Origin of the sequence: Paenarthrobacter sp. NPDC089322 (assembly GCF_040684895.1) — a bacterium.
GTDB lineage: Bacteria > Actinomycetota > Actinomycetes > Actinomycetales > Micrococcaceae > Arthrobacter.
In genome coordinates this window covers 47,667-70,255 of the sequence record NZ_JBFBGW010000015.1, presented here as the reverse complement: position 1 = coordinate 70,255, position 22,589 = coordinate 47,667, and the positions used below count along the sequence as shown (strand labels likewise).

Genomic DNA, 22,589 nt, shown 5'->3' with positions numbered 1-22,589 from the left:
GAGACAGTGGGGCATACTCGACCGTATGGCTAAAAAGACAGCGTCACAGGGAACGCCGGCTACAGCAGCATTGGCTGCGGCCGGCGTTCCTTTCGTGCTGCACCCGTACGTGCACGACCCTTCCGCAGCGAGCTACGGACTTGAAGCGGCGGAAGTTCTCGGCATCGACCCCGCACGTGTCTTCAAGACGCTTATGGTGGAGATCGAAGGCAGGCTGGCCGTGGGCATCGTTCCGGTGTCCGGAAGCCTGGACCTCAAGTCCGTCGCGGCCGCGCTCGGCTCCAAGAAGGCAGCCATGGCCGACCCCAAAGCCGCCGAACGCCGTACCGGTTATGTCCTGGGTGGAATCTCGCCCCTCGGCCAGCGCCAGCCGTCCCCCACTGTCCTGGACGAATCCGCCTTCTCCTTTGACACCATCCTGGTATCAGGTGGTCGGCGCGGACTCGACATCGAGCTCTCGCCTGCGGACCTCGTGCGCTTGACTGATGCCGTCACGGCGCCGATAGGCGCCACTAAAGCCTGACCCTAGCCACGTGGTCTCTGGGCTTCAACGTCTCCGGGGTTGGCTCGGGGTGCAAGTTGCCGCTGCAGCCACGAACGGACCAGCCGTTCCCATTTTTCCGGATCGACGTTCCATTCCTTCGTGTGCCGCGCTCCGTGGAAAGGTTCGAACGTCACCATCTCAGGGTTCTTTTCCGCCAGGCTCGCCGACGGCTCGAAGGGGACGTAATCGTCATCGACACTATGAATCAGCAAGGTGGGCGTACGTAGCTCCACGGCACGGGCTTCCCAATCCATTGCTTTCAGATCCACAGGAGCAGACAGGCCCGTGAGCCTGCGACCCAAAGGGTGGCCCAACATGAGTTGGCCGTATCGCCCCACATTGTAGGGGATGCGGTTCATTTCGGCGTGGTGAGCCATGACGTTCACCCAGTTGATGACAGGAGCATCCAGCACCAGCGCACGGATCAGGTGCCTGTGCTTGGAGAGATCGGCGGTTTGCAAGCTGATTGCCCCGCCCATTGACCAACCGAACAAGACAACTTCGCGCGCACCCTGGGCCACGGCATACTCAATGGCCGACTCCACATCACGCCATTCCGTAGAACCCAGGCCGTAGCGGCCATCCAGCGCCGATGGAGCGAGGCCGTCGTTGCGATAGGAAATCAACAGGCTGTCCAGTCCAAGGTCCCGGACGGTCCGGATCGCCCGGAGCCCTTCCAGCCGCGTCGCACCGCGTCCGTGCACCATGATCGCCCACACAGGCGCGGGGGTAGCAACATCGGCGCGGATCAGCCACGCAGGCGCCTTCCCGCCGTCGACGTCAATCTCCACATCCTCGGCAGCCAGCCCGAGCGCCGCGGGATCCGGGTAGGTGGCACCGCTCCACCATCCCCGGCGGGCCTCCGCCAGGTTTCCGCTGTAGACCTCTTCAACCTGCCGCAGCACCGTCTGTTCCGCTGGTGAGTAGGACACGATCCTGCCGATCCTCGCATGTCCCTTGCCGCCGTCGAAGAAAAGACTGAACACGCCGTCGATCGTGGAGTCCGGGGTCGCCGCCAAAATGACCTGCAAACCCTCATCGCCGCGGATCACGGCCAGGACCTCCTGGTCTTCGTGCCGGGCCGCCGGAGTGATGACGCGACGCGCGAAATAGACGGCGAGCGCGGAGGACCCTGCCCCCACCAGGCCGGCCAGCGTCCCTCCCGTCACGACCCCCGCGATCGCCCACTTGGTGCGCAAGGACAGTTTGTTGTCTACAGCGACGCTCGCTGACCGGGAATGTGATGCCATGGCTCCATTCTCGCCGCTCGGCGTCCCTGGGCCATGCACATGGACACCGCGTGCCGGATTGCGCCCGGATATTGGTGGGTCAAAAGCCTGCGTCCTGGAGTGTCGCGGGGCTACGCTTTAGCCATGAGCGACACCATCGTCATCCTGACAGAAGAGCCCCTCGGCCCCGACGACCGCGTCAATATCGCCAAACTCGTCGACGGCGGCGACGCTCCCCTGGTCGTGCTGGTTCCTGCAAATACTGAGCGGCATCTCCTGGTCGACTTCCTGGAGAACCTCTCGCTGCTTGAGATCGCAAAGGCCTTCAGGGAACTCGGCGCGCAATCCCCGGATCCGGAAGTGGAGCGGGCGGAAGCGTCGGAAGCCTTGGCTGCTTCCTTGGCGGCTCTGGCCGGTTTGGGCGGTGGCGTGACGGGAGAAATCGTCGACGGCGGTGCCGTGGCAGGTTTGGTGGCGAAGGTGCGGGCGCTGGATGCCGCGCAAGCGGTGGTTGTGACGCGACCCCATGCCATCGCGGATACATTCCATACGGACTGGGCGAACAAGGCGCAGGACCAACTAGGCCTGCCCGTGCTGCACCTGTACGCGGGTTCGGGATTTATCGGCGACTCGTGAGCGTTGCATAAGACATGAACACTCCTGACAACACCAGCAAGACGAACGTGCCCGTGGAGAAGTCCGACGCTCAGTGGCGTGAGGAGCTGACGCCGGACGAGTACCACGTGCTGCGCCAGGCCGGCACCGAACGGCCCTACACCGGCGAATACTGGGATACCCATACGGAGGGTGTCTACCAATGCCGTGCCTGTGGGAGCCAGTTGTTCACAAGTCGGGAGAAGTTCGATTCCCATTGTGGATGGCCGTCCTTCTGGGCACCTTTGGCCGAAGGCACTGTGCGGTACCTCCATGACCGCACCCTGGGAATGGAGCGGATCGAAGTCCGATGCGCCAACTGCGACTCCCATCTGGGCCATGTCTTTGAGGGGGAAGGCTACGGGACCCCGACGGACCAGCGGTATTGCATCAATTCCATTTCGCTGCGTTTGGTGGAAAAGGGCGTCGACTGACATGCGTCCCGTCGGGCGCCGAAAAGGTTGCTCGACGGGATCCCGTGCCCTGCTCTGGACCTCGAGAAGGCAGAACGAGCTCTTAGGAAAAGAGTTTCTTATGCTCGCTCAATTTTTGAATTAGCGATCCTTTTCCGTTGCTACGCTCACCTCAGAAGCACCAAGGACTTCTGAAAGGACGAGTAACCATGACGATCACCGCTATCGCCGCCCTTCCGCGTGTCACCGCTGACAACGCCGGCTGGGTTGCACTGAAGGCCGCTGCTACTGCCCTCCAGGCATATCAGGAACAGGATGGCTCCATCGCCGACCCGGCAGTGCACGAGGAAGCCGCGCATCTTGTGGCGACGATTTCGGATTCCATCACCAAGCTGGCCCCGCATTTCCCTCACGACGCCCGGTACCTTGAGTTGCTCGTGGAGGACTTCGGCCGTTGGGCCGGATCCGGATTCGGTGTCCCGGACTTCCTGGACTCCCTGCAGGCATTCCAGCCGCAGGAACAGAGGGTTGATGGACTGCAGCACCTGGTGGTCTTCCCCATGTACACGCAAAACGGCAGCACCAGCAGGCTGGTCGAAGCCGTCCTGATCGAAGTTATTTGGCCTGAGTTCATCGGTGGACTGGAAGCAGGAGACTACTCAAACAAACTCTTCGTGCCCATCCGCTTCGTTGATTTCACTCCGGGCTACGACACCAACTCCGCCGTGCTTTTCCCCGAGACTGTTGCCGTGCGGGAGACGCCGACGTTCACGTGGGGTGCCATTTTCGCCGACCGTGAGGCAGCTCGTTTCCGCCGGGTCCTCAAGGAAGCTGCTGCCATCACGTCGCTTGAACTCCCGGCAGATGCCGCTGAACTGCTGGAAGACCAGGAACTGACGCAGCGCACGTTCGTGATGTGGGACCTGATCCACGACCGCACCCACATGCGCGGAGACCTTCCATTCGATCCGTTCATGATCAAGCAGCGTATGCCCTTCTTCCTCTACTCCCTTGAAGAACTGCGCTGCGACCTGACAGCCTTCCGTGAGTCCGTGCGCATCGAGAAGGACGAGGACGCCGACCCCGATGCACGCAAGCACGCCAAGCTGGTCCAGTATGCAGTGATCTTTGACAGGATCTTCCGCTTCGCCATCACCGGCAGCCGTGTCCGCAATTACGACGGGCTGGGGGGCCAACTCCTGTTCGCGTGGATGCACCAGCACCGCGTACTGCACTGGACGGACAGCAAACTCAGTATCGATTGGGACGAAGCCGCCTCCGTAGTTGTCGAGCTTGGAGCCAGGATCGAAGAACTGTACTGGCGCTCCATCGACCGCCCGAAGGCCGCCCACTGGCTTGCCGCTTACGAACTCATTTCCGGCACAGTGACCCCGCACCCGGCTTCCGTCTGGGCAAAGGGCCCGGAAGCGCTGCCGTTGACCGGGGCACCTCGCGGCCTCACCGACCAGGTCCTGGACGACGAGTTCCCACTGTCCATGTTCTACGAAGCACTGGAGAAGAAGATGCGCCCTGTCATTGAGTCCACCACGGGCATCACGGGCACAACGGCCGCCTGATGAAACTCGGAACAGTCCTGGTGACCGGCGGCAGCAGTGCGTCGGGAATCGCCGTCGCCCATGCTTTGGGGGCCGCCGGTCACAGGGTGTTCACCGTCGGCTCCGACGATGTCCGGATCAAAGCCGCAGCCTTGGAAGCCGGCCACGGCGTAACGCCTCTGACGTGCGACCTTGCGAGTCTGGACGCGGTCCGTGAACTCGCCGAGGCTCTCCAGGATCTCGGTGTCGAACGCGTGGATGGCGTTATCCACCTCGTCGGCGGTTGGCGCGGAGCGGCAGGCATCGAAGAGCAATCCGACGACGACTGGGAAGCCCTGGAGGAAAGCGCCATAAGGACGCTGCGCAACGTTTCCCGGGTCTTCTATCGCCAATTGGAAGAATCGTCCAACGGCCGCTTGGCCATCGTGTCATCCACTACCGCTTCCACACCCACTGCTGAGACTGCGAACTACGCGGCGGCCAAAGCGGCGGCGGAGGCCTGGGTGCTTGCCGTGGCCGACGGCTTCCGCCGGGCGGACCCAGGACGGCAGCGCAGCGCCGCCGTCATCTTCGTGGTCAAATCCCTTGTTTACGCCGCCATGCGGCGTGAACACCCGGAAAGGCGATTCCCCGGGTACACGGACGTCGAAGAACTGGCAGCTGCCGCCGTCGACCTTTTTGAAAAGCCAGCCGAAACCATCAACGGCCAGCGCATCACGCTGGCCAAATAGACTTGAAAGCGTGAATGAACAAGTGACGAGCACTACCGAGGCGATCCCGGGCGCCATCGCATCATCCGATCACCGTCAACTCCACGACCCCTCTGTTCGCGGTTTCGCGTCGGACAACTACTCCGGCGTGCACCCCGAGATCCTGTCCGCCTTGGCCACCGCCAACGGCGGCCACCAGGTCTCCTATGGCGACGACGTCTACACGGCGCGCCTCCAGGAGGTCCTCGAGGAACAGTTCGGCTCCGGAATCGAATGCTTCCCCGTATTCAACGGCACGGGCGCCAATGTATTGTCCCTGCAGTCGCTCCTGCCCCGCTGGGGAGCTGTCATCTGTGCCTCCACGGCACACATCAACATGGACGAAAACGGAGCTCCTGAGCGGGTAGGCGGCATCAAGCTGCTGCAGGTTCCCACCCCGGACGGCAAGCTGACGCCGGAATTGATTGACCGCGAAGCCTGGGGGTGGGGGGACGAGCACCGCGCCCAACCGCTGGTGGTGTCCATTACGCAGACCACCGAACTCGGCACGTGCTACACACCGGAAGAAGTACGGGCCATCGCGGACCACGCGCACTCCAAGGGCATGAAACTGCACATGGACGGTGCGAGGCTGGCGAATGCGGCAGCCTACCTCGAACTCCCCCTCCGCTCGTTCACCCGCGACGCCGGCGTGGACATCCTGTCGTTCGGCGGCACCAAGAACGGCCTGCTTTTCGGTGAAGTCGTGGTGGCCTTGAACCCGGAGGCCGCCGACGGCCTGAAGTTCCTTCGCAAAATGAACATGCAGCTCGCTTCGAAGATGCGCTTCATCTCCGCCCAGTTCATCGCCTTGCTGCAGGACGGCTTATGGCTGCGCTCCGCCTCCCATGCGAACGCCATGGCCGCCCGCCTGCGGACGGCCATAGAGGACATCGACGGCGTGGAGCCCACCCAGGCGACACAGTCCAACGGCGTGTTCGCCGTGCTGCCCGCAGGAGTGGCCGACCGACTCCGGGCGTCGTTCGCTTTCTACGACTGGGACGCAGCCAGGGGCGAAGTGCGCTGGATGTGCTCCTTCGACACCACAGAAGAGGACATCGACACCTTCGTGGCTGCCATCAAACGCGAACTGGCCAGACGTTAAAAGCTGTGTCACCGGGGCGGCGAGCCTGCACGGAATCGCCGTCCCGGACACATAACCTGCGATGGTGAACGACCTCTCCCAGGTTCCCGCTGATTTTCTCTTCGCCTTGGGAACGCTACGAAAAGCGCAGTGCCGCAGCGAACTGCGGCTGGACGAAATACCCGCACCCGCCCGCCTCGCCCCCTACGCAGTGGCCCTCGGGGCCGAAGTCTTCAGCCCGACGGCGGCCACCCGCCAAGTGCCCGTCCACGGTCCCGCCGCAAAGGCCTTCGCCAAGAACCAGGGCACCGGAGGGTCGAGCGAGGAAGACGATGAACTGGCCACCGGCCGCTTCATCCTCCTGTACGATCCTGACGGCTCGGCAGTCTGGGAAGGCGAATTCAGGATCGTCACCTACATCCGTGCCCAGATGGACGCAGAGATGGGAAACGACGCCATGCTGGGATCTGTCGCCTGGACCTGGCTTGTTGAGGCCTTGGAGAACCACGCCGCCGAATACCGGGCGGCGGGCGGCACGGCAACCCGCATCCTTTCGGAGAGCTTCGGCACCTTGGCTGACCGTCCTGACACGATCGACATCGAGCTTCGCGCGTCCTGGACACCCGCCACCTCCAATGTGCAGGCCCACTTGGAAGCATGGTCGGACATGGTCTGCACCTTCGCCGGGCTGCCGCCCCTGCCGCCCGGCGTCACCGGACTGCCCAACAGGAGGCTCATGTGACTGTCCCCGCCACAGTGGAAACCGCCTGCCGTTGCGGTAATCGGTAAGCTTAAGCCACCATGACCCCTGAAAACCTGGAAAAAACCACAGCCGGCGATCCGGTTGCTGATCCGACGACACACATTACGGTTGAAGGCTTCGACAGCCACATCCCACAAATCATCGATCTCGATGCGCCACGGGAAGGCGTACCCCTTGTCATCGACACCCCTGCAGGCCTGGAACGTTGCGCCGCTGCCATCGCCGCCGGAAGCGGGCCCGCCGGAGTAGACGCCGAACGTGCCTCGGGGTTCCGCTACGGCCAACGCGCCTTCCTCGTCCAGATCCGACGCGAAGGAGCGGGAACGTGGCTGATCGACCCCGAACCTTTCGACTCCCTTGACATCATCAACGATGCCCTGCGCGGCGTCGAATGGATCCTGCACGCCGCAACCCAGGACCTGCCCTGCCTCTCGGAACTTGGGATGTGGCCGGACAAGCTCTTTGACACGGAACTCGCCGCACGCCTCGCCGGCCTGCCGCGGGTAGGGCTCGCTGCCGTCATAGAGCAGCTCCTCGGCTTCGGCCTCGCCAAGGAGCATTCAGCAGCAGACTGGTCCACCAGGCCCCTCCCGGAGCCCTGGCTCCGTTACGCGGCACTCGATGTCGAGGTCCTGGCCGAACTGCGCGAAGAGCTCGTCGAGCTTTTGGAAACTGACGGCAAACTGGAGTTCGCCGAACAGGAGTTTGCGGGCATCCTCGCCGCCGGCATCGCACCACCGCGCGTGGATCCGTGGCGGAAAACGTCCGGCCTCCACCAGATCCGCGACCGCCGCCAACTGGCTGCCGTGCGGGAACTGTGGCTTGAACGGGACCAGTTGGCCCGCAAGCGTGACGTCGCTCCCGGCAGGCTCATCCCCGATTCGGCACTTGTTGCCGCGGCGAAGGCACTCCCCACTACGGTCCCCCAACTCCTGGCGACCAAAGGCTTCCATGGACGGTCCGCCCAGCGCGAAGCGCCAAGGTGGCTGCGCTGCATCACCACGGCCCGCACCTTGACTGAACTACCGCCCCTGCACTTGCCAACCAACGCGCCGCCCCCGCCCCGGGTATGGGTGGACCGTGACCCCGAGGCCGCTGCACGCTTGGCTACGGCGCGGCCCGCGCTTCAGGAAAAGGCGGACGACTTACAGCTCCCGGTGGAGAACCTGCTCACCCCCGACTACCTGCGACGCGTAGCGTGGCGGCCGCCGACGGACGTATCACTGGAGAGCATCTCTGCCGAACTGCGCGCCTTGGGCGCCCGTGAATGGCAGATCTCCTTTGCTGCACCGATTCTCACCGAGGCGTGCCTGAACCCCAAGCCGCTTCCCGCCAAGGAGCCCAAGTCCAAGGAAGCCGCACAATCAGCGGAGTCCAACTGAAAGGCCCCCGATCCAGGCCCGCCACGACATCGTCAGTGGCGGGCCTGTTGCGTCTCTGGAACCTCTTATGACCTTCCGGACACCATGGCCTTGCACGGCTATGTTACCCATGAGTAACATAGCCTCAACGCCACTTGGGGTCCGCACTGCGGAATCCGGCACCGTGTCTCAACGAGGAGTGACCAGATGAGTCCATCACGCAATGCCCGAAGGAACGTCCGCGACGTCGTGTTCGTGGACGGGGTCCGTACACCCTTTGGCAAAGCCGGGGAGAAAGGAATCTACGCGGGCACGCGAGCCGACGACCTCGTCGTGAAGTGCATCCGTGAACTCCTCCGGCGCAACCCCTCCCTGCCGGCCGACCGCGTGGACGAAGTTGCCATCGCCGCCACAACCCAGACAGGCGACCAAGGACTGACCATCGGCCGTACCGCCGCCCTGCTGGCAGGACTCCCCCGCAGCGTCCCCGGCTTCGCGATCGACCGCATGTGCGCAGGAGCCATGACCGCAGTGACGACGACGGCGAGCGGCATTGGTTTCGGCGCTTACGACATCGTCATCGCAGGTGGCGTTGAACACATGGGCAACCATCCGATGGGCGCAGGCGCCGACCCCAACCCGCGGTTCATGTCCGAGCGGCTGGTGGACCCGGCCGCCCTCAACATGGGAAACACGGCCGAGAACCTGCACGACCGCTTTCCCGCGATCACGAAGGAACGCACAGACTCCTACGCGGCAGCCTCACAGGCCAAATTGGCCGCGGCCTATTCAAAGGAACAGATCCAGGGCGACCTGGTGCCGGTGGCAACTATGAAGCCGGGCCAGGGCTGGAGATTGCACACTGTTGACGAGCCACCGCGCCCGGGGACAACGGTGGAGGACCTCGCCGAACTTCGAACGCCGTTCCGGGCGCATGGACGCGTCACCGCAGGAAACGCGGCCGGCCTCAACGACGGCGCCACAGCCGCAGTGCTCGCCTCGGCAGAAGCTGCCGAAGAACTGGGCCTCCCGGTAAAGATGCGGCTGGTCTCCTATGCCTTTGCCGGCGTCGAACCCGAAGTCATGGGGATCGGCCCCGTTCCGGCCACCGAAAAAGCCCTCAAGAATGCAGGCCTCGGCATCGAAGACATCGGGCTGTTCGAAATCAACGAAGCGTTCGCTGTCCAAGTCCTGAGCTTCCTGGACCACTTTGGGATCGCCGATGACGACCCCCGCGTCAACCGCTACGGTGGGGCGATCGCCGTCGGACATCCGCTCGCTTCCTCCGGCGTTCGCCTCATGAACCAGCTGGCGCGACAGTTCCGGGAGGACACGTCGGTGCGCTACGGCATCACCACGATGTGCATCGGCCTCGGCATGGGCGCCACGGTGATTTGGGAGAACCCCCACCATGCGGACTATGAATCTTCCCTTACAAGTGCAGGACAGGCCGCCCCGGAAGGAGCCGCAGCATGAGCACCAACGACTTCCAGAAGCTCGCTTCCCTTTTCCCGGACGAAGTGGTGACGCACTCCTTTGTCCAGGATATTGAGCTGCCGAACGGAGCCGGAACGTTCGCGCTGATCACCTTGGACAACGGCCTGGACCATTCAAAACCCACCACCCTGGGACCCAACACGCTCGTGGAACTCGGCGGGGTCCTGGACACCTTGAAGGCCCGCGCAGCCAACGGCGACATCGTGGGCGTAGGCGTCACCGGCAAGCCGTACTTCCTGGTTGCCGGGGCCGACCTGTCAGCGGTCAAGACCCTCAAGGAACGCGAGCACGGCCTATGGATGGCACAGCTGGGACATGCCGTGTACGCCACCTTGGCCGATCTCGGCGTTCCCAGCTTCGCTTTCATCAACGGCCTGGCCTTGGGCGGGGGCCTGGAAATTGCCCTGCAATCCACCTACCGCACGGTTTCCACCGGTGCCGGAGCCTTGGCCCTGCCGGAAGCGTTCATCGGCCTCATTCCCGGTTGGGGCGGGGTTTACATCCTCCCGCGCCTCATCGGCCCGGAGAACGCGGTAAAGGTCATGATCGAGAACCCGCTCAGCAACAACCGCACGCTGACCGGACCACAGGCATTCGACCTCGGCATCGCGGACGCACTGTTCGAACCGGCCGATTTCGTGGAGCAGTCGCTTGCGTGGGCGGCCCGGGTGATCTCCGGAGAGGTGGTTCCGGAGCGGAAGAACTCCGTAGACGCGGGCCACGAAGATGTAGCAGCGCGCTGGTCTGCCGCCGTGGCCGCAGGGCGTGCCTTCGTGGAAGCAAAGACCTCCAACGCCTCACCCGCACCCGCCAAGGTCCTGGACGTCATGGAAGCAAACCGCACCATGAGCCAGGCCGAGTCCGCAGAACTTGAATGCCGGACCCTCGCTGGACTGATGCAGACGGACGAGTTCCGCTCCACGGTCTACGCCTTCCTTGACCTCGTCCAGAAGCGCTCCAAACGGCCGGCAGGCGCACCTGACCGCAAGCTGGCCCGGCCCGTCACCAAGATTGGCGTGGTAGGCGCCGGACTCATGGCCAGCCAGTTGGCGTTGCTATTCGCACGGCAGTTGAAGGTGCCCGTGGTGATGACGGATATCGACCAGGCCCGTGTGGACAAAGGCGTGGCCTACGTCCACACGGAAGTCGATAAGTTGCTGGACAAGAAGCGCATCAAGCCCGACGCCGCCAACCGCACCAAAGCACTGGTCACTGGTTCCGTTTCCAAGGACTCTTTTGCCGATGCCGACTTCGTCATCGAGGCGGTATTCGAAGAGTTGCACGTCAAGAAGGCGGTGTTCGCCGAAGTCGAGGAAATCGTTTCGCCTGAGTGCATCCTTGCCACCAACACGTCCTCGCTCTCCGTCACGGCCATGGCTGAAGACCTGCGGCATCCGGAGCGGCTGGTCGGCTTCCACTTTTTCAACCCTGTTGCGGTGATGCCACTGTTGGAGATCGTGCGGGCGCCCAGGACGGACGACGCTGTGCTTGCAACAGCCTTCGAACTTGCCAAGGGACTGAAGAAAACGGGGGTTTTGGTCAAGGACGCCGCTGCCTTCGTCGTGAACCGCGTCCTGCTGCGCCTCATGGGCGAAGTCATCGCAGCGTTTGATGAGGGAACACCGGCCGAGGTAGCAGACACCGCCCTACGCCCAATGGGCTTGCCGATGTCGCCGTTCACGCTTAGCGCCATGGTGGGGCTGCCCGTGGCGCAACACGTCCAGGAATCCCTGAATCATGCCTTCGGAGAACGCTTCCCCCTGTCGCAAAACCTGCAGAAACTGATCGATAACGGCGTCAAGTCGCTGTGGGTACCGGGACCTGACGGGCACCCGGTCATTCCCGCGGAAACCCTGGCACTCATGTCCTTCGGCAACGCACCCTCCACTGGGGAGGAAGTGCTCAGGCGGACCCAGGACGCCTTGGCAGAGGAAATCGGGCTGATGCTTGAAGAAGGCGTGGTCGCAGGGCCTGAGGACATCGATCTCTGCATGATCCTCGGCGCCGGTTGGCCGATGTTCCTGGGTGGAATTACTCCCTACCTGGACCGCGTCGGCGCATCGGAACGCGTCAACGGCAAGAGGTTCCTGGCTCCCGGCGTAGCATCGGCACCAGCCTAGAAGCCTTCACACTGTCCACGCCAAGGGCCGTTGCAGGAGCGAAATCCCTGCAACGGCCCTTGTACGTCGACGTCCTGGATTTCCGGAAAGTTTCGGCCGGAGCCTAGAACAATGCGACCTTCGGAGCCCGCGGGAAGATGTCATCGAGTTCCTCGCGATCCTCTTGGCCAGGAACCCAGCAGACAGCCTCCGCATTCTCCCGGATCTGCTCCGGACGCGTGGCGCCGGCGATAACGCTGCCAACACCGGGCTGTGCGGCCAACCAGGAGAAAGCCAACTGCACTTCCGTGATGCCGCGTTCCTTCGCGAACAGGCCAAACCTCCCCAACTGCTCCCAGTCGGCGTCATGCACCAGGTTGGTTCGGGTATGGCTGAGCCGCGAGCCCTCGGGGGCGTGGCCAGCGGAATACTTCCCGGTCAGGAGTCCGTTGGCCAGCGGAAAGTATGGAAGGACGCCCAGTGAGAACTCCGCAGCGGCCGGAAGTACCTCGAGTTCGGCCCTGCGATCAAGAAGGTTGTAATGGTTCTGGGTCGAGATGAAGCGTGTGCCACCGGACTGTCGCCCAACATACTCTGCCTGGGCAATCTGCCACCCGGCAAAGTTGGAATGCCCCAAGTACCGGACCTTGCCGCTGGTGACAAGGTCATCCAAGGCTCCGAGAGTTTCCTCTATGGGCGTTTGAGGGTCCGGGGTGTGGAACTGGTAAAGGTCGATCCACTCAGTGCCCAGCCTCCGCAGGGAAGCTTCCACCGCTTGCACGATGTAACGGCGCGAACCGCGGGCTCCGAAGTCCCGGCCGTTGATCCCGCGCATATCCATGCCGAACTTGGTACCAATGACAACGTCGTCGCGGTGACCTTTGAGTGCCTTGCCGAGCATGATTTCGCTCAACCCCGGCTCGCGCCCGTAGACATCTGCGACGTCGAAGAATGTCACCCCGGCGTCGAGTGCAGCGTGAACAACGGCGTCGGTCCCGTCCTGGGATTCGGTCGGGGTGTTGGCACGTCCGAGGTTGTTGCAACCCAGCCCCACAGCTGAAACTGTCAGTCCGGAACGGCCCAGGCGTCGATACTCAGTCATGAATCCCAGCCTATAACGCGATCCCCAACAGATAGTCACCTTGGGCAACAAATTGCGCGACGGGCCACGCTACCGAGGAAACGAAATGCCCGATTCCTCCATGGCATCCTCAAGCTGGGCGATGGCTACCGGACCCAGTCCGTGAAGCTTGGATGTCTCCAGCTCACCGAACTCCGCCAGTTGTTCCAAGGTCTCGATGCCTTCATGGGCCAAAGCCCGCCTGGCCGGCGCTGCAAGCCCCTTGGGAAGCGGCGTATGGCCGGGCCAATTGCTCTTGGGCGACATGGAAAGTCCCTCCTGCGTGCAATGGATGGTACTTAGAGCGTAAAGCCGGCACCCTGCTTGGGCGAGTGCTTCACGCGGAACGCCGTGGGGTCCCCATGGGGAGAAGCGGCTATGGTGAGCTTCGTGAAATCAAGGTCTTCGTTGCGGATGCACACTTTGATCGCATTGACTGCCTTATTCACATCCGGGCAAAGGCAGAAGACGTTCAGGCGGGAGTTGCCCATCTCCGATCGCTCCACGGTTCCAAGTCCACGCCAGGCCAGCTCGCCCGTGAGTGCCGCCTTTGCCCTGCGCTCTAGGTAGCGATCCCGCTCTGTCCCGTCCTTGGTCTTCAGGGCAAACTGCGCCACCACCCAGAACTGCTCCGAAACAGGGACTTCGGCGTAGCCGTCTTCTTCGCATTGTGCTTCAAAAGCGGCCATGAGGCCTTCAACGGATGATACTTCGTCGACATCCGTTGCATCCGTCCGGCTTTGGTGGCCAACTACTCCATGGTTGATGACGAACTGCTGGTCCTCGTCGTCGTACCAGGCTTCGCGGAAATGGAGGACGCCTTCGTCGTCCCGCTTGTATGTTCGGATGATGCCGCTCATGCCTGTTCCTTCCTGGACCACTCCGTGGTCGTATCTGTGTGGCTCTGTTGTCGGTGCCGCCTCACAACTTGGGCAGGCTGCCGGTGGTCGGGTGTTCTTGTCCCGGCAAGGGCCGCGCAAACGGAACCTTTGTCCCCAAAACCTGGGCTACGACGTCGTGGGCTATTTTTTGGGCCGTGAGGCCCACGCGCTCCAGGACCTGGCTCCGCGAGCCGTGCACCAGGAACTCGACCGGCAGGCCGACCTCGTTGAGTGCGGTGTCCACGCCGGCAGCCCGCATCTCCTGGCGTATGCGCGAACCAACACCACCTGCGCGTACACCATCCTCGATGCAGATCACCAGTCGGTGGCGTGCGGCAAGGGCAATGATCGACTTCCGGACGGGCAGCACCCACCTCGGGTCCACGACAGTCGAGCTGATTCCCTGGGCCCCGAGCCGGTCGGCCACGTCCAAGGCGAGCTCGGACATCGCGCCTACGCTGACGATGAGGACGTCATTCTCAGTGGAACCTTCCGGGCGACGGGCCAGCACGTCAACGCCGTCGTGGAGCCGCTCGATGGCTTCGACTTCCGAGCCAACGCTGCCTTTGGAGAAACGCACCACCGTGGGGGCATCCCTGACGGCAACGGCTTCCCGCAGTTCCTCACGAAGCCTGGTGGCATCGCGGGGAGCTGCCAAGTGGAGGCCGGGGACGATCTGTACCATGGCCATGTCCCACATGCCGTGATGGCTGGGACCGTCCGGACCCGTGACGCCTGCACGGTCCAAGACGATGGTGACGCCGGCCTTATGCAGCGCGACATCCATCAGGAGTTGGTCGAAGGCCCGGTTGAGGAACGTCGCGTAGACAGCCACGACGGGGTGCAGGCCACCGTAGGCCATGCCCGCGGCCGAGGTCAGTGCGTGCTGTTCAGCGATACCGACATCGATCACGCGTTCCGGGTGGCGCTCCGCGAACTTATGCAGGCCAACCGGGATCAGCATGGCTCCCGTGATGCCGACGATGTCCGCCCGCTCGTCGGCGATGTCGGCAATTTCCTCCGCGAACACGGACGTCCAGGACCTTGCCCCCGGCATTTCCGTCGGTTCGCCCGTTTCGGGATCGATGATGCCCACCGCATGGAACTGGTCAGCCTCGTTGGCCAGGGCCGGAGCGTAGCCGTGCCCTTTCTCGGTCATCGCATGCACGATCACCGGCCCTCCGTAGGCCTTCGCGGTGCTGAGGGCGTGCTCCATGGCCTGGAGGTTGTGTCCATCCACCGGGCCGATGTACTTCATGCCCAGGTCCTCGAACATGCCCTGGGGTGCCCACCAGTCCTTGATGCCCTTCTTCATGGCATGGAGGCTCTTGTAGGTGAACTGCCCCACCGGGCCACCGTTCTGGAGCTTCTTCTTCCACCAGTCCAACATGCGCTCGTAGGCGGGCGCCGTGCGAAGGGAGTCGATGGTGGGGCGCAGCGATGCAAGATAGTCCGCCAGGCCACCCACGGTGGGAGCGTACGAACGACCGTTGTCGTTGACCACGATCACTACGCGGCGCCGCTTGTCCGCGGCGATGTTATTGATGGCTTCCCACGTCATGCCGCCGGTCAGGGCACCGTCACCCACAATCGCGACGACGAACCGGTCGCCTTCCCCGGTCAGCTGGCGGGCACGGGAAATTCCGTCCGCCCAGGACAGGGACGAGGAAGCATGGGAGCTTTCCACGATGTCGTGCTCGGACTCGCCACGGTCGGGATATCCCGAGAGTCCACCTTGCTGGCGCAGCGTGCCGAAGTCCTGCCTACCGGTCAGGAGCTTGTGGACATAGGACTGGTGTCCGGTGTCGAACACAACACTGTCACGCGGCGATTCGAAGATACGATGCACGGCGAGCGTGAGTTCCACGACGCCGAGGTTGGGGCCCAGGTGTCCACCGGTTGCGGCTACGTTGGTGATCAGGAAGTTCCTGATCTCTCCAGCCAGGTGTTCCAGTTCTTCACTGGACAGCGTGGCCAGGTCCTGTGGATCCTTGATGGTTTCCAAGAGTCCCAACGGCCCCTCCTTAGGGTCAATGACGTGCTTGTTAACTTTAGCGCGTTGGCCGAGCCATCGTTTCCGGGGCGGCCGACGGCGGGCAACCACGCCCGCCAAACGCCAGCAGCCCCGGCCGGTCGGATGACCAGCCGGGGCTGCTGCCGTGGAATCAGCCGTGAACTTCTTCCGAACGCGCTGTTGCCTTATGCGGAGATCTGGCGAAGCACGTACTGCAGGATGCCGCCGTTGCGGTAGTAGTCTGCTTCACCCGGCGTATCGATGCGCAGGACGGCGTCGAACGACTTGGCCGAACCGTCTTCAGCCGTTGCCGTCACCTTGAGCGTCTTCGGCGTGATGCCGTTGTTGAGCTCGGTGACACCCTCCACGGCAAACGTCTCCGTACCCGTCAGGCCGAGCGTTGCAGCCGATTCACCGGCGGGGAACTGCAGGGGAAGGACACCCATGCCGATCAGGTTGGAGCGGTGGATACGCTCGTAGCTTTCGGCGATGACGGCCTTGACGCCCAGGAGCGCGGTGCCCTTGGCAGCCCAGTCGCGGGATGAGCCGGAGCCGTATTCCTTGCCTGCCAGAACCACCAGCGGCGTTCCTGCCGCCTGGTAGTTCTGTGCGGCGTCGTAGACGTACGCCTGGGGAGCACCTTCCTGGCTGAAGTCGCGGGTGAAGCCACCTTCAACACCGTCCAGGAGCTGGTTCTTGATGCGGATGTTGGCGAACGTACCGCGGATCATGACTTCGTGGTTGCCACGGCGCGAACCGTAGGAGTTGAAGTCCTTGCGCTCCACGCCGTTGGCCAGGAGGTACTGGCCGGCGGGGGTGTCCGACTTGAAGGAACCTGCAGGGGAAATGTGGTCCGTCGTCACGGAGTCGCCCAGCTTCAGCAGGACGCGTGCGCCCTGGATGTCCTTGACGGGATCCGGCTGCGCCTTCATGCCCTCGAAGTATGGGGGCTTCCGCACGTACGTGGAGTCCTCGGCCCACGCGAAGGTGTCACCTGCGGGAGTGTCGAGGGCCTTCCAGCGCTCGTCGCCGTCGAAGACCCCTTCGTAGCCCTTGGCAAACATCCCTTCGTCGATGGAGGAGTCGATGACTTCCTGCACCTCGGTGGGGTTCGGCCAGATGTCCTTCAGGAAGACTTCGTTGCCGTCGGAGTCGGTGCCCAGGGCGTCGGTGTCAAAGTCGAAGTCCATGGAACCGGCAAGGGCGTAGGCGATGACCAGCGGCGGGGAAGCCAGGTAGTTCATCTTGACGTCCGGGTTGATGCGGCCTTCGAAGTTGCGGTTGCCCGAGAGCACTGCGGTCACCGAGAGGTCGTTGGCCTGGATGGCCTCGGAGATTTCCGGCTCCAGCGGGCCGGAGTTACCGATACACGTAGCGCAACCGTAGCCGACAATGTAGAAGCCGAGCTTCTCCAGGTACGGAGTCAGGCCGGACTTTTCGTAGTAGTCGGTGACTACCTTGGAACCGGGTGCGACGGAGGTCTTGACCCAAGGCTTCGCGGTGAGGCCCTTGTTCACTGCGTTGCGTGCAAGAAGCGCGGCAGCGAGCATGACGGACGGGTTGGACGTGTTGGTGCAGGACGTGATCGAGGCGATCGACACTGCACCGTGGTCGAGTTCGAATTCGCGGCCGTCTGCGGTCTTGACGCGTACGGGCGACGACGGGCGTCCGTGGGCGCCGTCCGCTGCGGAGTGCACTCGTTCCGTCTCGGTCGTGTGCGAATCGGCGTGCGTGAACGACGGCGCATCCGAAGCCGGGAACGATTCGTCCAGGGCCTCGTCCACGCTGCCGTCTTCAATGGCGACGTAGTTGTGGATGTCCTTGCGGAACTGCTCCTTGGCGTCCGAAAGCTCGATGCGGTCCTGCGGACGCTTCGGACCGGAGATGGAGGGAACCACGGTGGACAGGTCAAGCTCGAGGAACTCGGAGAAGCGCAGTTCACGGGAAGGATCGTGCCAGAGGCCCTGTTCCTTGGTGTAAGCCTCAACGAGGGCAACGTTCTCTTCCGAACGGCCTGTCAGGCGGAGGTAGTCCAAGGTGACGTCGTCGATCGGGAACATGGCGGCCGTGGAACCGAACTCCGGGCTCATGTTGCCGATGGTGGCGCGGTTTGCCAGCGGCACGGCGGCAACGCCTTCACCGTAGAATTCGACGAACTTGCCAACCACACCGTGCTTGCGAAGCATCTCGGTGATGGTCAGGACGACGTCCGTTGCAGTGGCACCGGCGGGAATGCTGCCGTTGAGCTTGAAGCCGACGACGCGGGGAATCAGCATGGAAACGGGCTGGCCGAGCATGGCCGCTTCGGCTTCGATGCCGCCAACGCCCCAGCCCAGGACACCCAGGCCGTTGACCATGGTGGTGTGCGAGTCGGTGCCAACGCAGGTGTCCGGGTATGCGCGGAGCACACCGTCCACCTCACGGGTCATGACAGTGCGCGCCAGGTATTCGATGTTGACCTGGTGCACGATGCCCGTGCCCGGGGGAACGACCTTGAAGTCATCGAATGCGGTCTGGCCCCACCGCAGGAACTGGTAGCGCTCACCATTGCGCTGGTATTCGATCTCCATGTTGCGCTCCAGCGCGCCGGCGTTGCCGAAGGCATCGATCTGGACGGAGTGGTCGATGACCATTTCGGCGGGAGCCAGCGGGTTGACGCGCTTGGGGTCACCGCCGAGTTCCTTCACGGCCTCGCGCATCGTGGCGAGGTCGACAACGCAGGGCACGCCGGTGAAGTCCTGCATGATGACGCGGGCCGGGGTGAACTGGATTTCCGTGTCGGGCTCCGCATTGGGGTCCCAACCGGCCAGGGCGCGGACGTGGTCAGCCGTAATATTGGCGCCATCCTCAGTCCGCAGGAGGTTTTCAAGCAATACCTTGAGGCTGAACGGAAGGCTGTCTGCGCCCTCTACGGAGTTCAACCGGAAAATTTCATAATCGGTGCCGGCTACATTCAGTACGCCTTTGGAACCGAAGCTGTCCACAGTGCTCATGGCAGGACTCCTCTCGCAACAGTTTCATCTTTGTCGCGTGGTTGGCCGCTAGCCAGTTAGGCGCACCTTACTTAGCCGGGCGGCACTCTCTGTTGGTCATCCCGGTCCGCGACACTCAACCAGCCGTGGCACAAACGGAGCGGGACTACTACGCCCATCGTAGTGGCATACATCTCATTTGCTGCAGCCCCTAGTTTGCCGGAAGCAGGAGGGCAACGGTCTCGAGGTGGTGGGTGTGGGGGTACAGGTCAAAAGCACGCACCGCTTCCAACTTCCACCCGCCCTGATGGAAGTAACCCAGATCACGCGCAAAAGAAGCGGGATCGCACGACACATAGGCAATTGCCCGGGGACCAGAAGCCATCAATTGCTTCACCACGGCTTTGCCCGCGCCGGCACGAGGTGGATCCAAAACCAGGGAATCAAAGCTCCTCGGCCGCTGGTGCAGAACCCGCTCAACCCGTCCCTGCACGATCTCCACCTGGGTCTCACCATGCAGGTTCTTCCGGGCGTCGCGGCTGGTGCCCGGTGCTCCTTCGACGGAAAGCACGGAACCCGTGACGCCAACGGCGTCGGCCAAGGCCGCAGTAAACAACCCCGCCCCTGCATAGAGATCGGCAACTGCCGCGCCTGCTTGCAAGTAGCCGCCACCTGAGAGGTAACCCGTCACCGCGTTGACCAACGTATCCGGCGCATCCTTATGAATCTGCCAGAATCCCTCACCTGTGACGCGGTACTCATGCCCGGCCGCCGTTTCCTGGACCCAGGTCCTCCCCCGCAATTGCAGGACCTGCCCCTTCGCGGGGTCGAAGCTGGCCACGGATACATCCTGCGGCAATTGCGACAGGATGCTGTGCAGCCGTTTCGGACTGGTTGTTTCTTCCGGGGCCAACAGCACGAGGGGTCGGGTACCGTTCGCAGGAACGGCGACTTCCACGCGGGCGATCCCGGTGAGATCGAGCTCCCATAGCCTGAGCTCGTTGATCCCCGGGAGCGCCAGCGGCATGTCTTTGACCGGAACCACCGTGTCGGAGCGGTGGGCATGCATGCCCAAACGTCCCTTGGGAGTTACCGCAAAGCTGGCGCGGGTCCGCCAGCCGAGCCCGCCGTCGTCGTTGTTGCCGACTGCCTCCACCTCGGTGGCGAGGTCCAATCCTGCAAGGCGCTTGAGCTGCTCGGACAGCACTTCAGCCTTCAGCGCCCGCTGCCTCGGCAGTGCAATATGGCCCAGTTCGGCACCGCCCACCGGCGGACCGCCCCTCCGCCAGGACCCTGGCGAATCCGCGAGCTTCCAGAAGTGCGGCACGCGGTCGGTTGAGGCATCGAGGACCTCGACGACGTCGGCACGCCAGAAGCGCGACGACTCACCGGAGTCGGTCAACCGGATCCGGACCTTCTCCCCCGGAATTCCATGCCTGACGAAAATGACGCGGCCTTCGTGGCGGGCAACGAAATGGCCCCCGTGGGCGATCGGGCCGACATCGACGATCAGCTCGGTGCCCGTCGCGTCATGGCGAGTGCTCTGATCCGCGTGGGGGGAGGTGCTGTGGGAAGTCATTGTGTATCCTGCAGTGCCTTTGCTTCTTCGGACGACTTCAGCTGCCAGGGAACGCTGGCAACCATGACCCCGGGTTCAAAGTGGAGCCTCGTCTTTATTCTGAGTGCTGTCTGGTTATGGACCAGTTGCTCCCACCACTTGCCCACCACATATTCAGGGATGTACACCACGATCAGGTCTCGCGGGGAGTCGCGTCGCATGTTCTTGATGTACTCCATGATCGGAGTGACGGTCTCACGGTAGGGACTGGCCAGGACGGTCAGGGGTACCGGAATTTCCAGCTTCTCCCAGTCCCGGACAGTGTGTTCTGTTTCTTCGGAGTTGATATCCACGGTAATCGCATCCAGCCGTGATGGCCGCGACGCCCGTGCGTAGGCCAAGGCACGGAGCACCGGTTTGCGCACATGCGAAACGAGGAGGACCGCGTGCACCCTGGTGGGCAGTGCGCGTGGTGAGGAGTCTTCATCGACGGCCAATTCCTTGGCCACGTTGTCATAGTGAGCCCGGATGCTCCACATGATGAGGAAGAGCACAAACATCGCCAACAGGGCGATCCAGGCACCTTGCTCGAACTTGGTGATCAGGACGATGGCGAGGACGAGTGCCGTCATGCCGAAGCCCACCATATTGATGGTGCGCGACTTGATGATGCGGCGGCGTGCATTCTTTTCCCGGGCCAGTTTCAGTTCCCGGCCCCAGTGCCGCACCATGCCGAGTTGGCTGGCGGTGAAGGAAATGAAAACACCCACGATATAGAGCTGGATGAGCTTGGTGACATCGGCGTTGAAGGACAGGATCAGGACCAGGGCCCCGGCAGCCAAGGCAAGGACACCGTTACTGAAGGCAAGCCTGTCGCCACGTGTGCGGAGCTGGCGCGGCAGGTACCCGTCCTGCGCGAGGATCGAACCCAGCACCGGAAAGCCGTTGAAAGCGGTGTTGGAAGCAAACACCAGGATAGTGCCGGTAGCTGCGACGACGATGTAGAACGGTATGCTTCCTGCGCCGAAGATCGTATCGGCGATCTGGCTGATGGCCGGATTCTGGATGTAGTCCTCCGGCAGCGGCTTTCCGTCAACCAGGAACTCCGTTGCGGGGTCCAGGACGATGTGCACCTTGGTGGCGTTGGCCAGGTAGAGGATGCCGGCAAGCATGGCCGTGGCGATGACGCCCAGCAGCAACAAGGTTGTAGCCGCGTTTTTGCTTTTGGGCTTTTTGAAGTTCGGAACTCCATTGCTGATGGCTTCCACGCCCGTCAGCGCCGCGGCGCCGGACGAGAAGGCCCTGAGCAACAGGAAGGCACCGGCGAGGCCCACCAAGCCTTCATCAAAACCGGGCTCCGGAACGATGGTGAAGTTGGCAGAGGGCGCCTCTCCCAGTTGCCCTGTGGCGGCTTGGAAAATGCCCACCGCGGTCATCCCAAGGATGGACGCCATGAAAATATAGGTGGGGATGGCAAAGAGCGTCCCTGCCTCTTTGACACCGCGGAGATTGACGAGCGCAAGGATGATCACGCCGATGGTGGCGATGAGGGCCTGTTGTCCATGCAGGGAAGGTACGGCCGTGGTCAGGTACGTTGCCGCGGACGACATCGATACGGCGACAGTCAGTACGTAGTCCACAAGGAGCGCGGAGGCAACTGTGAGCCCGGCGTATTTGCCCAGGTTGACGTTGGCGATCTCATAGTCCCCGCCGCCGGAAGGGTAGGCGTGGACGTTCTGCCGGTAGGAGGCCACCACTGTGAGCAATACCACCATGACCGCCAACCCGACCAGCGGCGAGAAGGCGACGGCACTGACACCGGCCAGCGCCAAGGTGAGCAGGATTTCGTCCGGCGCATAAGCCACGGAAGACAACGCATCCGAGGCGAAGATCGGCAAAGCAATGCGTTTGGGCAAGAGCGTATGGGACAGGCGGTCGTTCCGCACCGGCCGTCCCACCAACACCCGCTTTACGGCATTAAGTATTGTCAGCACTCCGCAAAGCTACTCTGAATCCCCGGCGATGTCATGACGACGGTCCAGTGCTTGGGCGCGCGGCACAGGTAAAGTCGTACCAGCGGCACGCACAATACGTA

The 22,589-nt window shown here is 63.0% G+C and carries 18 protein-coding genes; 10 read left to right on the top strand and 8 right to left on the bottom strand.

The window, feature by feature from the left end:
• The first annotated feature begins 25 nt into the window (after window positions 1-25).
• On the top strand, window positions 26-523 hold the full coding sequence (gene ybaK / locus AB0N65_RS14825) for a Cys-tRNA(Pro) deacylase (RefSeq protein WP_364162961.1): 498 nt from the start codon (window positions 26-28) through the stop codon (window positions 521-523).
• A gap of 2 nt (window positions 524-525) precedes the next feature.
• On the opposite strand, the gene AB0N65_RS14820 is transcribed toward ybaK, so the two are convergent.
• Window positions 526-1,794, bottom strand: coding sequence for an alpha/beta fold hydrolase (locus AB0N65_RS14820; RefSeq protein WP_364162958.1), 1,269 nt, complete (start codon window positions 1,792-1,794; stop codon window positions 526-528).
• Window positions 1,795-1,917: 123 nt separating this feature from the next.
• Between AB0N65_RS14820 and AB0N65_RS14815 the strand changes: the two genes are divergently transcribed.
• The 9 genes from AB0N65_RS14815 to AB0N65_RS14775 all read left to right on the top strand — a co-directional run bounded on the left by AB0N65_RS14815 (window position 1,918) and on the right by AB0N65_RS14775 (window position 11,970).
• A complete protein-coding gene (locus AB0N65_RS14815) occupies window positions 1,918-2,409 on the top strand; it encodes a hypothetical protein (protein ID WP_364162955.1) in 492 nt (163 codons plus the stop codon).
• 14 nt (window positions 2,410-2,423) lie between these two features.
• The gene (msrB, locus tag AB0N65_RS14810; RefSeq protein WP_364162952.1) at window positions 2,424-2,861 is read left to right on the top strand and encodes a peptide-methionine (R)-S-oxide reductase MsrB; all 438 of its coding nucleotides are present in this window, start codon (window positions 2,424-2,426) and stop codon (window positions 2,859-2,861) included.
• Window positions 2,862-3,049: 188 nt separating this feature from the next.
• Window positions 3,050-4,417, top strand: a complete 1,368-nt coding sequence (locus AB0N65_RS14805) for a DUF6421 family protein (RefSeq protein WP_364162950.1) — start codon at window positions 3,050-3,052, stop codon at window positions 4,415-4,417.
• Window positions 4,417-5,127 (top strand): SDR family oxidoreductase, encoded by a 711-nt coding sequence (locus AB0N65_RS14800; protein WP_364162947.1) that lies wholly within the window; start codon window positions 4,417-4,419, stop codon window positions 5,125-5,127. The genes AB0N65_RS14805 and AB0N65_RS14800 overlap by 1 nt, the downstream gene beginning before the upstream one ends.
• Window positions 5,128-5,149: 22 nt before the next feature.
• The gene (locus tag AB0N65_RS14795; protein WP_364162945.1) at window positions 5,150-6,250 is read left to right on the top strand and encodes a low specificity L-threonine aldolase; all 1,101 of its coding nucleotides are present in this window, start codon (window positions 5,150-5,152) and stop codon (window positions 6,248-6,250) included.
• 61 nt (window positions 6,251-6,311) lie between these two features.
• Window positions 6,312-6,971, top strand: coding sequence for a DUF3000 domain-containing protein (locus AB0N65_RS14790; protein WP_364162942.1), 660 nt, complete (start codon window positions 6,312-6,314; stop codon window positions 6,969-6,971).
• Window positions 6,972-7,030: 59 nt separating this feature from the next.
• Window positions 7,031-8,374, top strand: coding sequence for an HRDC domain-containing protein (locus AB0N65_RS14785; RefSeq protein ID WP_364162939.1), 1,344 nt, complete (start codon window positions 7,031-7,033; stop codon window positions 8,372-8,374).
• Window positions 8,375-8,560: 186 nt separating this feature from the next.
• Window positions 8,561-9,829, top strand: a complete 1,269-nt coding sequence (locus AB0N65_RS14780) for an acetyl-CoA C-acyltransferase (protein WP_364162936.1) — start codon at window positions 8,561-8,563, stop codon at window positions 9,827-9,829.
• Window positions 9,826-11,970, top strand: coding sequence for a 3-hydroxyacyl-CoA dehydrogenase NAD-binding domain-containing protein (locus tag AB0N65_RS14775; RefSeq protein ID WP_364162933.1), 2,145 nt, complete (start codon window positions 9,826-9,828; stop codon window positions 11,968-11,970). The genes AB0N65_RS14780 and AB0N65_RS14775 overlap by 4 nt, the downstream gene beginning before the upstream one ends.
• Window positions 11,971-12,073: 103 nt before the next feature.
• On the opposite strand, the gene AB0N65_RS14770 is transcribed toward AB0N65_RS14775, so the two are convergent.
• From AB0N65_RS14770 to AB0N65_RS14740, 7 genes are all read right to left on the bottom strand, one after another.
• Complete coding sequence (locus AB0N65_RS14770; protein WP_364162930.1) at window positions 12,074-13,051, bottom strand: aldo/keto reductase; 978 nt, start codon at window positions 13,049-13,051, stop codon at window positions 12,074-12,076.
• A 69-nt stretch (window positions 13,052-13,120) separates the two neighbouring features.
• Complete coding sequence (locus tag AB0N65_RS14765) at window positions 13,121-13,336, bottom strand: hypothetical protein (RefSeq protein ID WP_364162927.1); 216 nt, start codon at window positions 13,334-13,336, stop codon at window positions 13,121-13,123.
• A gap of 32 nt (window positions 13,337-13,368) precedes the next feature.
• Window positions 13,369-13,929, bottom strand: a complete 561-nt coding sequence (locus tag AB0N65_RS14760; RefSeq protein WP_364162925.1) for a hypothetical protein — start codon at window positions 13,927-13,929, stop codon at window positions 13,369-13,371.
• A 61-nt stretch (window positions 13,930-13,990) separates the two neighbouring features.
• Entirely contained in the window at window positions 13,991-15,964 is a 1,974-nt protein-coding gene (gene dxs / locus AB0N65_RS14755; RefSeq protein ID WP_364162922.1) for a 1-deoxy-D-xylulose-5-phosphate synthase, read from the bottom strand.
• 185 nt (window positions 15,965-16,149) lie between these two features.
• The gene (gene acnA / locus AB0N65_RS14750; RefSeq protein ID WP_364162920.1) at window positions 16,150-18,957 is read right to left on the bottom strand and encodes an aconitate hydratase AcnA; all 2,808 of its coding nucleotides are present in this window, start codon (window positions 18,955-18,957) and stop codon (window positions 16,150-16,152) included.
• Window positions 18,958-19,147: 190 nt separating this feature from the next.
• On the bottom strand, window positions 19,148-20,515 hold the full coding sequence (locus AB0N65_RS14745; protein ID WP_364162917.1) for a TRAM domain-containing protein: 1,368 nt from the start codon (window positions 20,513-20,515) through the stop codon (window positions 19,148-19,150).
• The gene (locus AB0N65_RS14740; protein ID WP_364162914.1) at window positions 20,512-22,488 is read right to left on the bottom strand and encodes an APC family permease; all 1,977 of its coding nucleotides are present in this window, start codon (window positions 22,486-22,488) and stop codon (window positions 20,512-20,514) included. The genes AB0N65_RS14745 and AB0N65_RS14740 overlap by 4 nt, the downstream gene beginning before the upstream one ends.
• Window positions 22,489-22,589: the final 101 nt, after the last annotated feature.